This is a genomic window from Rossellomorea sp. NS-SX7 (assembly GCF_052828565.1).
In genome coordinates, this window is the sequence record NZ_CM128249.1 from 1,635,164 (window position 1) to 1,648,110 (window position 12,947).

Consider the following 12,947-nt stretch of genomic DNA (forward strand, 5'->3'; position numbering starts at 1 on the left):
CTGAGCTTCTTTTTATTGCAGCTTTTTATGATCCAATGGAAAGGAGATTTTCACTTTCGTTCCTTTCTCCTGTTCACTTTCGTATTCAATCATTCCATCCATTTCACGGATGATTTTATTCGTGACCATGCTGCCCAGTCCGGTTCCCTTTGATTTGGTTGTATAGAAGGGGAGGCCGATCTTTTTCAATTCCTCATGTGTCATACCTTTCCCATCATCAGAAATCGTCACGACGATCTGATTAGCGGAAGGATTTTCTTTCGCTTCGATTTTCACGTCTCCTTGCCCTTCAATTGCTTCTATACCATTTTTTATTACATTCATGATCGCCTGTTTCAAATACTGTTCGTCCCCATTAATCCAATGACGCCCGGCTCTATGATAGGATATCGATACATTTGAATAGGAGGCGAATGGTCTTAAAAGTTCTACACAATCATGAAGTACATTGTCGACATTCAATCTGGTCAGATGGTATTTACCTGGCCTTGCCACGTTTAAATAGTCGGTAATGATCTTATTCGTTCGATCCAATTCATCCAGGATGAGAGGTGAATATCTTTTGAATTGTTTATCTTTTGTATCCTCTGCAAGGTGTTGGATGAACCCTCTTACCGTAGTGAGGGGATTGCGGATTTCGTGAGCGATGGAGGCTGCCATTTGCCCTGCCATATTCAATTTGTCTAAGTACATCATTTCCTCTATCTGTTTATTTGTCTTGATCAAGTGTTCAATAATGAAAACCATTGAAACGAATGTAAGATAGAAAATACCGAAGTATACGAAATAAAATGCTGTATTTAAAATAGGGACGTAAATGAAAATACAGACAAAATAAATAGTCGAATAGATTGTGAAAATGATAGAGCTCCACATCAGCTTGCTATCCGATGTAAGAAAAAGCTTACGAAACACGACAGCGGCAATGAATGCAAGAATCGAAACAACTAAGCCAATCGTTACAAAAGGACCTCCGATGATGGTTCTGTAGATCAGTACAAGCAAAAGTACAAGAGATCCTGAAATCCAGCCAGCATATAGAGTGACAACCAGTATCGCGATCATTCTAAGGTCAAAATGTGTGTTTCCCAGCTTTTCAATAGGATAAAGCATACATAAAAATGCTCCGAAGGCACCAATGAGGCCATAAGTGATTTTATGCTTTAAAAATAGAATCTGTTTAACTTTGAACGGAAAAAAAATATTAGCATTGTACGTTAATGAAAAGAGAATGGTGATATTAACCAACAACGTTTTGATAAGTGTTATCAAATGAAAGCCTCCATAAAATCTTAAACCATATTATAATCCTAAACCTACATAAGATACCAAATTTCGCACAATATTACAAGTACAAAAGGTACTTTAATCACCAGGTGCCGTGAAGGTTACAAGGTAATTATGATCCTTTCATTACTTTTCGAAAGGCACTCCTTGCCGATGTTTTAGTTTAGCATGAATTGGCAGATGCGTTTTTTTACCCATGCCAGAATGGTTCAAGCTGTGCAGAATCATCCCGATGACGATGATAACGAGCCCCGATAATTCTATTCCATCAGGAATTGGGGCAGAGAACAACAATACTTCTCCAGTCATGACGAATAATACCTGCGTTGATTGTGTCGCCTCAACGGAAGCAAGCATACCCTGATGATTTCTGACCCGGTCGGTTGCAATGAAAAAGAGAATGGTTGCAACGATACCAGAGCAGACCGCAACAATCAACGATTGAAGGACCTGACTAGCTGAAGGCAGGCCAACCTGCATATAACCAGCTGACGCAATCAGCAGCCAAAAAGGGACTGTGGCTATTGTCATACCAAACACCCGTTGAAAAGTATCCAATCTTCCATCGCATACTTCCATCATCTTCCTGTTTCCGAGGGGATAACAGAATGCCGCCAGCACAACGGGAATGATGCCGCTCATCACCATTTTCATAGAAAGTCCTTGAGCGTTTGGGATCTGGATAAGTATGACTCCGGACAAAATGAAGAAAGAAATGAAAAGGGAACGCAGCGGTATTTTATGACGTACCATTTCTGTTCCGGAAGATGTATTGACCTTTTGAACGAATAAGGGCCCGAGGAGTGTCCCGGCTACAATCGTTATCTGCCAGGTTCCGGCTGTAAGCCAGCCTGGACCATACACAGCCGCATAGGTAATAGGTGCATAAAACAAGACAAATCCAACAAAGCTCCATCCCAGCCATGGTAGAGGACTTCTTAGCATTTCCAATAGGACCTGCTTCATGTTTTTCCTTACCATCACAATCAAAAGAAGAAAGGGTACCATGAATAAGAATCTTAACGAGGAGCTCCAAAGCCAGTTTCCGCCTGAAAGCTCCATTGATCTGTTCAAAATGAACGTCACGGCAAAAAACATCGAGGCCATTATACCTAACATCATCTCTTTCATGCTTCTCATCCTTTTCAGACATATATTGTATAATATATTAAACTTTTATAACAAAATAGTATACTCTTTTGTGATGGCTATTCCCCCTGCCTGGGTTGTTTTACATATATTATTATGGATTGTGCATCAGCTGTCCGTTTGAGTTGAATTAGAAAAAAGCACGTGCACGCAATTTATGTGAATTTCCTAAACACTTACGAAAAACAACAATCTTAGAGAAAACACCCCAGATGAAAACGAATTGGCAGTCGTGTTCCCCGTTTACTGCAGCAGGTATTTTCGATGCAATCTAGAATATATACTATATAAGTGAAACACGTTGGAATCCAAAATGAAGTGGTCAATCATTCATGAATAGATCTATTAGGGGGTTGATAAGGTTGAACGAAGCTGAAATCCTTGAACGTCCTCAAGTCATGCATAGAAAGATCCCACGGAAAGAAATGGTGAAGAGGGTAATCCTGATTACGATAGGAGCCATCATTATGGGGGTCGGTCTGGAAATCTTTCTTGTACCGAACAATGTTATAGACGGAGGTATTGTAGGGATTTCAATCATCCTCTCCCACTTAACCGGCCTGAAACTTGGACTATATATATTTATCCTAAACATTCCTTTCTTTTTCATTGGTTATAAGCAGATAGGAAAGACGTTTGCATTTTCAACTCTCTACGGTATCATCATCCTCTCGGTTACCACCCTCTTTCTACATCCTGTTCCTGCTTTTACACAAGATATACTGCTCGCATCCCTGTTTGGCGGAATCGTCTTGGGGATAGGGGTGGGAATGGTCATTCGCTACGGGGGATCACTTGACGGTACAGAGATCCTCGCCATACTTTCGAGTAAAAAACTCCCTTTTTCCGTCGGGGAAATCATCATGATTGTAAACCTGTTCATATTATCAAGCGCAGGTTTTGTTTTTAGCTGGGATCGGGCCATGTACTCATTGCTTGCTTACTATGTAGCCTTTAAAATGATCGACATCACCATCAAGGGTCTGGATGAATCTAAATCTGTCTGGATCATCAGTGAGAATTACGAACAGATTGGTGATGCGCTCCTCCATCGATTAGGGAGAGGAGTTACATATCTTAAGGGAGAAGGGGCTTTTTCAGGGGATGATAAAAAAGTCATCTTTTGTGTGATTACCAGACTGGAAGAAGCAAAGCTGAAAGATATCGTGGCTGAACACGATCCATCGGCATTCCTTGCGATTGCTGATATAGCTGAAGTAAGAGGGGGCAGGTTCAAGAAAGTTGATATTCATTAATGAAAAATAAAGATGCGCCTTGATTACCGCGCTTTTATATTAAGGAAGGATAAACGCAAATGACTTCTGTCGTTTGCGTTTTTCTTTTTTTGTGTCACAGGATCAATTCTTCATCGGGTGAGACAAGATGACCGAGTTGACCGTAGTGAATGATTCTCCTGTATTCCCCCCAAACTCTTTTACGTCCTGTTTCTGTATTCAACCAGTTTTCACGGTTGATTTCCTCACTCTGATATGTCGCATTGAATGTAAATGGAATATAAATTAAGTCAGGTGGGAAATGCTTCATGAGTGTCCTGATCTGCCTGCCTGCTACATGGCTTTTACAGATGACCAACAATGATTTTATCTCGGAAAAATCAATGATATCCTTTGCAAATAGTACATTTTCAAGGGAATTCGCCGATTGATCTTCATATACGATTTTGTCTTGGGGTATACCGGCTTGCAGGAGGTAAGAAATAATCACAGATGCTTCCGTGATAGAATGAGAGCGCTGCCCTTCCCATTCAGGATGGGCTGTGCCAGTCAAGCTTCTCCCCCCGGTCACGATGATTCTTGGAGCAAGATTCAGTTTGTAGGCCTCGATTGCTTTTTCCCAATGACCTGGATGGGTTCCGCTAAAGATAAAGATAGCATCACACCTTTTTGGCTGAATGCTCTGGAAAAAGGTAAGTTCAGTGACTTGTTTCAATTGTTCTTCATTCAACTGGGGCATTTCAGATTCTTTGGGTATGACTGGTTTCATCTTGATCCTCCTAACATACTGTAATCGCTTGTCATCTCCCAGAACTCTTGGTGTGTGGAGAAAAATAGGGGACCCAGCTCATCTTTTCTGATTTGCGCTCTTTTATGCAGGTTTGTTCGTTTGATTTTTTCCTCTATGGACTTGTACTGTGCCAGATCTTTATATTCCCAGATGGCCATAATGGATGTCTTATCCGAATTCACCCATCGTCCCACCAATTTGGAACCAAATCGAAGCTGGTTTGGCAGTAAATAGTTATGAAAAAACTCGCTGAAACGTTCAAGTTTGTCTGGATCAATTTGATAAGTCCGCATTCTATATACCATAATATTCCTCCTCTTGAATAAAATATTACACGTTTGTTCTTTTTTGTTCAACTATTATTTAAACGTTTTTTCTGTTTTGTTAATGTTTATTCGTTTTTCGTGATGTTATAAAGTTTATTTAATTGGTGTATTGACTATTAGAAAATACTGCCATATAATCTTTTTAACGATTTGGTAAAGTTTTGAATATACTATCTGTAAAGCAATGAAGAGGACATGAATCATTTTTGATTTTTTTTCAGAGAACAGGGTCACTGGCTGAGAGCCCTGAAGAAATGGAAATGGTTTACCACCTCGGAGCAATTATGGGGAATTTACAGTATCCATAATCGGGTCAGACCGTTATCTTTTTTGAGCGAAGCGAAACTGCTTCGGAATTAGGGTGGAACCACGACCGCACACGTCCCTTGTACTGGGATGAGTGCGGTCTTTTGTTTGTGAATGGACCAATTTATTTGGTAGTTGATTCACAACAGCATATATACATTAAGAGTTATGATTAAAAGCAATGAAGAGGACATGGGTCATTTTAGATTTTCTTTCCAGAGAACGGGGTCACCGGCTGAGAGCCCTGAAGAAATAGGAATGATTCACCACCTCAGAGCAATTATGGGGAACCTTCAGTATCCATAATCGGGTCAGACCGTTATCTTTTTTGAGCGAAGCGAGACCGCTTCGGAATTAGGGTGGAACCACGACCGCACACGTCCCTTGCTTGGGGATGAGTGCGGTTTTTTTATTTATTTTTAGGAGGGATGATCATGTCAATTCAAAATGAAGCAGAAAAAAGGAATCATCGGAAGCTTGGTGCGCAGCTTGAATTATTTATGTCAATGGAGGAAGCACCGGGTATGCCGTTTTTCCTGCCTAAGGGAATGGTTGTCAGAAATGAGCTTGAGAGGTTCTGGAAAGAAGAGCATCGAAAAGCAGGATATGAGGAAATAAAGACACCGGTCATGATGAAACAGGAGCTGTGGGAACAGTCAGGACACTGGCAGCATTATCATGAAAATATGTATTTCTCGAAAGTTGATGATCAATCATATGCAATCAAGCCGATGAATTGTCCGGGGGCCGTATTGATTTATAAAAGCAAGAGAAGGAGCTATCGTGAACTGCCGATCCGTTATGGTGAGCTTGGACTGGTCCATCGACACGAACTTTCCGGTTCATTAAGCGGGCTGCTCAGGGTCAGGACTTTCACTCAAGATGATGCACATTTATTCGTGCTGGAGGATCAGGTCCAATCGGAGCTGAATAACGTTCTCGATTTGATTGATGTTTTTTATGCTAAGTTTGGATTTCAATATAAAATTGAACTGTCCACTCGCCCAGAGGAATATATGGGATCGATAGAGATGTGGAATAAAGCCGAAGAAGATTTGGAAAGAGTTCTGCAGAGTAGAAATGCAGATTACCAAATCAATGAAGGGGACGGCTCATTTTACGGACCAAAGATCGACTTTCATCTTGTAGACTCCATCGGACGCAGCTGGCAGTGCGGTACTGTGCAGCTTGATTTCCAGATGCCCGAGAAATTCAATTGTGAATACATTGGTGAAGATAATAAAGTACACAGGCCAATCATGATTCACCGTGCCATTTATGGTTCCATTGAGCGTTTCATGGCCATACTCATTGAACATTATGAAGGGAATTTTCCACTGTGGCTTGCCCCGGTACAAGTAAAGATTCTTCCGATATCGCAGGTACAAATGGAGTACGCTCTCCATGTGAAACAACATTTGTCCCATAAGGGAATCAGAGTGGAAGTAGATGACCGCAGTGAAAAAATCGGTTATAAAATAAGGGAGGCACAGCTGGAAAAAGTACCTTGTGTAATGGTTGTCGGAAATAAAGAAAGCCAGGAAGGGAAGGTTTCCTTGAGAAATCGTGAAGGCAAGTCCGAGGTATTTAGTCTTGAAGCAGTCATTCAATATGTGATGGATGAAATGAAGAAATAGAAAATAAATGGAATATATGTGTATTTTTTCTTGACGGTGACTTATATATTATATAGACTAATTGAAGGGAAATTTGCAATTTTTAAAAAAGGGGGAAGAAGGATGGGATCATTCATCTTAGGCAGATCGAACGGAATACCTTTCTTTCTTTTCCTTTTAAGGACTAAAAGTATTTATTACTTTTGGTCCTTTTTTTGTCCGGTAATGACTGGTGGTGAAAGAAAGCGGTGCCTGTAATTTGTGGTTCACGCGATAATCTGAATGGGGGTATGATGATGGGGAAATTCGAACGGGTATTGGTGAAACTGAGCGGCGGTGCATTGGCTGACGGTGAAGGGAATAATTTCGGAACCGATCAACTTGAGCATATTGCAAATGAAATCCTGTCGATTGTTGATTTGGGTGTGCAGGTATCGATTGTGGTTGGAGGCGGGAACATTTTTCGCGGGAACTTGGCTGACAAATGGGGGATTGAGAGGGTAGAGGCAGATAGTATAGGAACGCTTGGCACGATCATCAACAGTCTAATGCTGAGGGGCGTCCTCAAGAGTAAAACAGATAGGGAAATAAGGGTAATGACCTCCATGCCGGTCTCTGCTGTAGCAGAACCATATATCCGGCTCCGGGCGGTACACCATCTTGATAAGGGATATATTGTCATTTTCGGCGGCGGGAATGGGCAGCCATTCGTCACCACCGACTATCCGAGCGTACAACGTGCAATAGAAACGGACAGCGATGCGATATTTGTCGCAAAGCAAGGTGTGGCTGGAGTGTTTACAAGTGACCCAAAGGTAGATCGGGATGCGAAAATGTATCATAATCTCAACTACAATGACGTGGTAAAAAACAATATCAAAGTAATGGATCAGTCCGCGCTCCTTCTTGCAAGGGATTATAAACTGCCAGTGCATATCTTTAACTTTGAAGAAGTTGGTATGATGAAAAGAATCATTGAAGGGGAAAAGGCTGGAACACTGATCAATCATGAGAAATCCAGGCTGAGCTTGTGAATGTGTTGAAAAAAATGAAACCCCGCCTATAACGGCGGGGCTGCATTAAAATACTTTCCTGTTCTCATTCGGTTCATCAAGTGTCATTTGCTTAAGCTCAAGCTTCATTTTCTCTGTTTCAATCACAAAATTTTCATGTTTTAATTGTTCGAGTTTCAATTGATCTTCAATCATTTTCTGCTTCATTTTTGATTGTTTTTGAATATGGTCTGTAAAAATAGCAATGATAGGAATGGAAAAAATCATGATAACTGCAATGGTCCCAGTCATTTTTTACCTCCTTGTTTCATTGAAAACCCTTTATAGTTCATTCTTGATAGTAAAATTATAACAAAAACAGAAGGGCTCGTATATAGATGCTTAACATAATATGTAAAAGTAGGAAATCACTACTTGATTGCTTTTTCATGATTATATAATGTTGGACTTTGAATGGATGATGTTTATAGGAGGTTGGGGGAGGAGTTCGGCTGAATGTGATCCGAAAATACATGAATTGACTTGAATTCATCAAAAAGAGGATTGCTTCCTTTGCACCGATCCAATTTCACAAAACATTCCCGCCTGCTAATGAATATAATTGATTAATTTTACACTTATACCTGTCCCATCCATGAAAACATGGTATCCTATAAGTATGATTAGATTTAGACTGGAGATTACATATGCGAATGAGATTTACAAAGAAAATACCTAATACGCTGACATTGGGCAACTTATATTGCGGTTTTTTATCGATAGGGTTTGCAGCCAATGGTCAGTTTAAGAATGCAGCTGTATTGATTATCATTGGGATGATGCTTGACAGTATGGATGGCCGGCTTGCGAGGATGCTGGATGCTGACAGTACCTTGGGAAAAGAACTCGACTCGCTTGCTGATATCGTTACATTCGGGGTGGCTCCATCGTTCTTGGTTTACTATACTTCCTTTCATCAATTTGGTTTGCTGGGATTTTTTGTTGCAGGACTGCTGCCATTATTCGGAGCTTACCGACTGGCACGCTTCAATACAAGTCCGCCTAAATCTTCACTTCAGTATTTTATCGGTGTCCCGATAACTGCAGCGGGAGGGATTCTTGCCATTTTGACTTTATTCGGAGATCGTATCCCGAATATCGTAACCTCTGTCATTTTTACCGCGATGTGCTTTTTAATGGTTAGCAGGATCCGTATTCCAAGTTTCAAAGAAATACCGCTTCCAAAATACGGGACAATCGTGACCATATTCATCGGTGCACTGTTGTATGTCATCTATAAAGGAACATATGAACAGTTCCCTTATTTGATTTATATCGCTGCCCCGCTCTACTTCGCTTACGTTGCCTATCGATTTATTAAAAGAGGGAAGCATGAATAAAAAGGCATTGGACTTTCCATAACGGGTTCGGTTTAGGAGTAAAAAAGTTTAAATATCATCCTATTTAACAACACAAAACACAAGTGAATTAAAACCAGAAAAAGCACAGTATTTTACTGTGTTTTTTCTATTGCTAAAAAATATTAACTAACAAATATCCCCTAATTATATGGAATTTTTTCTTACAATAAATAAAGAGATTGTGAAATGATGTTCTTAAACTAACGAAGCAGGATAGTGAAAAAAGCAATAAGAGAAAAATTTATAAAATGATATACTTTTAAACAGGGGGAGATAAAATGATTTTAGAAGATAAAAGGAGACCAGATTTGGTTTTGGAGAAGGTTATAAAGAAGATCAATATTCAGAGTGAGTACAAGACTTTTGTAGAGGAGTATACAGCTAGTTTGCTTTCAGAGTTCAGTGGGAAGATTCACAGTATTTATATGTGTGGCTCAATTCCTAAAGGTACTGCTAAACCATTTAAGTCTGATGCAGATTTTACAATAGTATGCGAAAGACCAGAAGATATAGATTATGATAGAGTATCATGTCTGAAGGACCAGATTTTACAAAAATATCGAATAGTAACTAAGGTTGATACGGTTATTTGTTCACTGGATGATGTAAGAAGCAAGCCCAATGAATGGGGATTTTGGATCAAGATAATCTGTGTTTGTATACATGGTACTGATATTGGTGAAGAAGTACCGCCTATTCTTATTTCACCTGAGTTCATATTAGACTTGAATTCAGACACTCAAGAGGCAGTGGATCGCGTTCGCGGTTTTCTATCTAATGCCAATGATGACACACTGAAATCTAGATATACTAAAGGTTACTCAAAGAAATTAATTCGTGCATTATACTCTTTGGTTTTAGAAGATACAGGGGTTTGGCAAGATGACATTACTAAGATGAAGAGTGCCATATCAGATCATTGCAATATTGATTCAGCTTTAGTTGACTATCTGTATACGTGTTACTTGGATAGTAATGTAGATGTTGAAGAGTTTCTGGGGATTGCAGAAGAAGTATATAGTTATATTGAGAAGTCTTTAACTGCATTGGCTGCTTCCAGAACTTCCTGAACCAATCCACATTTTCAGCGTTATCGTTCTTTGGTTTAATGAATTTTATCCTTATATACCTCCAGTTTGAAAATTAGCATTAGTTTTAGCACTATTTTTAACAATACAACATAAATTTTTGTGGTGCTATTAATTACCTTGCTAAAACCGTTGCTAATTATTGTGCTAATATAAATTAAAGGCTAATTTAACAATAAAAAGAGAGACACCAATTCATATGAGAATTGTGTCTCTAAAATGTGTTCTAATTACTATTTTGTACTCCAAAACCGAACCCGTTGGACTTTCCAATGCCTTTTTTTAATCCACAGATGGTACAAACACTTTTTCCTGCCATTTATGATAGAAGTATATGATAAATGAAAGGCCAAAAATCACGAGAAGATACTGCCACGGTGCGATGTTCTTATAATTTGCAATTCCCAATACGTTTAATAGTGGCAGGGCTGCAAAGCACATAAAGGCATCCATGATGAAATTGATCAGGATATAAAGTGGAAACCGATGAGAGGTGAAACGGAATATCCAGAACGTACCAACTGCAAACACCCCATAAGCAAAGCTGACATCAATCATATATCCCCAAGGAACGATATACTCATGTATCTCCCACCAGTCATAGGTATAAGCGATTTGAAAGATAATCGTCATCAATAAACAGGTGAATATCGTCACCGGCATGAATCTCCTGATTGTATCAGGTTTGGCAAAAAACAAGGTGAACCAGGGTAAAAGAAATCCGATAAATAGAAGGATTCTCATTGTCATATAAAAACTCCCATTACATTTGATACTATTTATTTTTGCGCTTGAATTGCAGAGTATGCATTTAAATTAATATCTTTTTACTTAAAGAAGATGACAAACCGGGAACGACAGTGTTTTCGGTTTTTTTTCGTGCGATCAATTCTTCCAATGACAAGGTTCGTTATCGGCAAGATCCTATTCATGCAAACGGCACCTATATTATCAGGAATGGTTTGGATGGTCCCATGGCTTCTTCAATGGGCATAGTTCTTTTTTATCATTTTATAACTTCACGTAATATGCATATCTTTTTGTAGATATACTTTACAGGTTTCATTCTTATCGATAAGGAGAGATGCTATGTTAAAGAAAGTTTGGATGCTGGCTGCTGCTTTTTTCTTGCTGTTCCCGTCATTGAGTATGGCCGGTGATTTCGGGAAAGACGATCCGTCCGGTGTCCCGGGACAATGGTATGTTGGTACTACCCCTTCGTATGTGGCACCTTCTAAACACCCGGTCTTATTTGTACATGGATTGAATTCGTCTTCGAATACGTGGTGGAATGATAACAATATGTATGATACAGCATATCAAAATGGCTATGAGACATCCTTCATTGATCTCTACCCGACGAAGACGATGTGGGATAATGGAGCTTTATTAGCTGGGAAGATCCGTGATATATACAATTATTTTGGTGAAAAGGTCGTCATTGTAGCTCACAGTAAAGGCGGCATTGACACCCAATCTGCACTGGTCCATTACGGGGCTTACCCTTACGTAGCACGCGTCATAACACTTTCATCGCCTCACAGCGGTTCAGAGCTTGCGGACCTTGCCTATAGCAGCTGGGCCGGCTGGCTTGCTGGGATACTCGGAAGCAAAAGTGACGCTACTTATTCACTGCAGACAGGATATATGAGTTATTTCCGCGAACAAACGGATACGCACAGCAATGTCGGAAAAGTCCCTTTCTATACGTTTGCCGGTACAAAGTGGGGGAGCTTTGGAAGTTCACTTTATTGGGGCGGATTGTATCTGAGCTCATATGGGAGTAATGATGGTGCGGTTACAGTAAACAGTTCACGCCTGCCCTATGCAGCTCATCTCGGCACAAGTTCCTGGAATCATTCTACGATCAAAGAAGGCTCTTCCACATTTAATCTGTTTAAAAACTACTTAAATGAAAGCACTCCTGCAAGTTCTGGTTTTGGTGCTGGGAGCACTGATTCTCAAACGGAAACAGCTTCGTCATATATTCGCGGGGGAGCGTATAAAGGATACAAACAAGAAACCATTTTTGTTGAGGAAGGAACCGAAGAAGTGACGATTGACTGGATCAGCAGTCTTAAAAACACTTCCCTGACACTGGAAGATCCTGACGGGAAGCATACCAAGATTGTTCATACAACACTAGAAGAAAACGGATTATTCTATGGTGCCTATCATCACAGTCTGGCCATTAAAAGTCCCAAATCAGGCGAATGGAAGATACATGCGAACACACTTGTAGAAGAGGACTACTTGATGAATGTCACCTACGATAGTGAAATGAATGATTCAGTAATTGTACAAATAAATTCAGAGAGTATAGAAGTTAAGGAGAAGAGAAGCGGAGTTAAAATCAAAACGGATAGTACCGTTGACTATTACAAGGATGGGAAACTGAAAAAAGCTAAGATAAAAATCAAAGATTCCACATTCAAACTCCCTGAACTTGGAGAAGGGGTCTACAATGTAACCATAGATATTGAGGGGAAAAAGGGTAAAGAGAACTTTAAGAGGACGATGGTGAAATCCATATACGTGGATTCAGGAGGTAAAATGTATTTTCAATGAGTCTTACTATCACATCATTGAAGCCCGTTTGATTGGGCTTCTTTTTTTATGGAGACGTTCAACCCTTGCACAAAATTGGCCTGTATATTTAGTCCTTGGCACAAGGAATCATTTTTCTTCACTTACTCACATCATCATTAGTAAGTATTCACCATCCGCTCTTCCGGAA

General features: G+C 39.9%; 12 protein-coding genes and 2 other annotated features. Of the genes, 6 read left to right on the forward strand and 6 right to left on the reverse strand.

Translation table 11 applies throughout. From position 1 onward, the window contains the following. Nucleotides 1–12 precede the first annotated feature (12 nt). Together ACUXV2_RS07945 and ACUXV2_RS07950 are read right to left on the reverse strand one after the other, a co-directional pair. The gene (locus ACUXV2_RS07945; protein WP_446246474.1) at nt 13–1,272 is read right to left on the reverse strand and encodes an ATP-binding protein; all 1,260 of its coding nucleotides are present in this window, start codon (nt 1,270–1,272) and stop codon (nt 13–15) included. 141 nt (nt 1,273–1,413) lie between these two features. Then, the gene (locus ACUXV2_RS07950) at nt 1,414–2,418 is read right to left on the reverse strand and encodes a DMT family transporter (RefSeq protein ID WP_446246475.1); all 1,005 of its coding nucleotides are present in this window, start codon (nt 2,416–2,418) and stop codon (nt 1,414–1,416) included. A gap of 416 nt (nt 2,419–2,834) precedes the next feature. Between ACUXV2_RS07950 and ACUXV2_RS07955 the strand changes: the two genes are divergently transcribed. Then, complete coding sequence (locus tag ACUXV2_RS07955) at nt 2,835–3,692, forward strand: YitT family protein (RefSeq protein WP_446247021.1); 858 nt, start codon at nt 2,835–2,837, stop codon at nt 3,690–3,692. A gap of 94 nt (nt 3,693–3,786) precedes the next feature. On the opposite strand, the gene ACUXV2_RS07960 is transcribed toward ACUXV2_RS07955, so the two are convergent. After that, nucleotides 3,787–4,440 carry a YdcF family protein gene (locus ACUXV2_RS07960; RefSeq protein ID WP_446246476.1) on the reverse strand — a complete coding sequence of 218 codons (654 nt, stop codon included), beginning with the start codon at nt 4,438–4,440 and terminating at the stop codon, nt 3,787–3,789. Next, on the reverse strand, nt 4,437–4,766 hold the full coding sequence (locus ACUXV2_RS07965) for an NIPSNAP family protein (RefSeq protein WP_446246477.1): 330 nt from the start codon (nt 4,764–4,766) through the stop codon (nt 4,437–4,439). The genes ACUXV2_RS07960 and ACUXV2_RS07965 overlap by 4 nt, the downstream gene beginning before the upstream one ends. A gap of 196 nt (nt 4,767–4,962) precedes the next feature. Further along, nucleotides 4,963–5,177 (forward strand) — a binding site (T-box leader). A gap of 88 nt (nt 5,178–5,265) precedes the next feature. After that, nucleotides 5,266–5,481, forward strand: a binding site (T-box leader). 46 nt (nt 5,482–5,527) lie between these two features. Between ACUXV2_RS07965 and thrS the strand changes: the two genes are divergently transcribed. Then, nucleotides 5,528–6,730: a threonine--tRNA ligase gene (gene thrS, locus ACUXV2_RS07970; protein WP_446246478.1), complete on the forward strand. Its 1,203-nt coding sequence runs from the start codon at nt 5,528–5,530 to the stop codon at nt 6,728–6,730. A 275-nt stretch (nt 6,731–7,005) separates the two neighbouring features. Next, nucleotides 7,006–7,743 carry a UMP kinase gene (gene pyrH / locus ACUXV2_RS07975; RefSeq protein WP_446246479.1) on the forward strand — a complete coding sequence of 246 codons (738 nt, stop codon included), beginning with the start codon at nt 7,006–7,008 and terminating at the stop codon, nt 7,741–7,743. Between the two features lie 45 nt (nt 7,744–7,788). Here the strand turns inward: pyrH and ACUXV2_RS07980 are convergent, their stop codons facing one another. Next, nucleotides 7,789–8,013 carry a hypothetical protein gene (locus ACUXV2_RS07980; protein WP_446246480.1) on the reverse strand — a complete coding sequence of 75 codons (225 nt, stop codon included), beginning with the start codon at nt 8,011–8,013 and terminating at the stop codon, nt 7,789–7,791. Between the two features lie 401 nt (nt 8,014–8,414). On the opposite strand from ACUXV2_RS07980, the gene pssA reads away from it, so the two are divergent. Both pssA and ACUXV2_RS07990 read left to right on the forward strand, forming a co-directional pair. Then, nucleotides 8,415–9,101 (forward strand): CDP-diacylglycerol--serine O-phosphatidyltransferase, encoded by a 687-nt coding sequence (gene pssA, locus ACUXV2_RS07985; RefSeq protein ID WP_446247022.1) that lies wholly within the window; start codon nt 8,415–8,417, stop codon nt 9,099–9,101. Between the two features lie 329 nt (nt 9,102–9,430). After that, nucleotides 9,431–10,192, forward strand: a complete 762-nt coding sequence (locus ACUXV2_RS07990; RefSeq protein WP_446247023.1) for a nucleotidyltransferase domain-containing protein — start codon at nt 9,431–9,433, stop codon at nt 10,190–10,192. A gap of 300 nt (nt 10,193–10,492) precedes the next feature. On the opposite strand, the gene ACUXV2_RS07995 is transcribed toward ACUXV2_RS07990, so the two are convergent. Next, nucleotides 10,493–10,960, reverse strand: a complete 468-nt coding sequence (locus tag ACUXV2_RS07995) for a hypothetical protein (RefSeq protein WP_446246481.1) — start codon at nt 10,958–10,960, stop codon at nt 10,493–10,495. Between the two features lie 339 nt (nt 10,961–11,299). Between ACUXV2_RS07995 and ACUXV2_RS08000 the strand changes: the two genes are divergently transcribed. Then, the gene (locus ACUXV2_RS08000) at nt 11,300–12,778 is read left to right on the forward strand and encodes an esterase/lipase family protein (protein ID WP_446246482.1); all 1,479 of its coding nucleotides are present in this window, start codon (nt 11,300–11,302) and stop codon (nt 12,776–12,778) included. Nucleotides 12,779–12,947: the final 169 nt, after the last annotated feature.

What these genes read in the sequence shown, in the direction of transcription:
- ACUXV2_RS07950 (WP_446246475.1), bottom strand. Translation starts at nt 2,418, where the DNA reads ATGAAAGAGATGATGTTAGGTATAATGGCCTCGATGTTTTTTGCCGTG.
- ACUXV2_RS07955 (WP_446247021.1), top strand. Translation starts at nt 2,835, where the DNA reads ATGCATAGAAAGATCCCACGGAAAGAAATGGTGAAGAGGGTAATCCTG.
- ACUXV2_RS07960 (WP_446246476.1), bottom strand. Translation starts at nt 4,440, where the DNA reads ATGAAACCAGTCATACCCAAAGAATCTGAAATGCCCCAGTTGAATGAA.
- ACUXV2_RS07965 (WP_446246477.1), bottom strand. Translation starts at nt 4,766, where the DNA reads ATGGTATATAGAATGCGGACTTATCAAATTGATCCAGACAAACTTGAA.
- thrS (WP_446246478.1), top strand. Translation starts at nt 5,528, where the DNA reads ATGTCAATTCAAAATGAAGCAGAAAAAAGGAATCATCGGAAGCTTGGT.
- pyrH (WP_446246479.1), top strand. Translation starts at nt 7,006, where the DNA reads ATGGGGAAATTCGAACGGGTATTGGTGAAACTGAGCGGCGGTGCATTG.
- ACUXV2_RS07980 (WP_446246480.1), bottom strand. Translation starts at nt 8,013, where the DNA reads ATGACTGGGACCATTGCAGTTATCATGATTTTTTCCATTCCTATCATT.
- pssA (WP_446247022.1), top strand. Translation starts at nt 8,415, where the DNA reads ATGAGATTTACAAAGAAAATACCTAATACGCTGACATTGGGCAACTTA.
- ACUXV2_RS07995 (WP_446246481.1), bottom strand. Translation starts at nt 10,960, where the DNA reads ATGACAATGAGAATCCTTCTATTTATCGGATTTCTTTTACCCTGGTTC.
- ACUXV2_RS08000 (WP_446246482.1), top strand. Translation starts at nt 11,300, where the DNA reads ATGTTAAAGAAAGTTTGGATGCTGGCTGCTGCTTTTTTCTTGCTGTTC.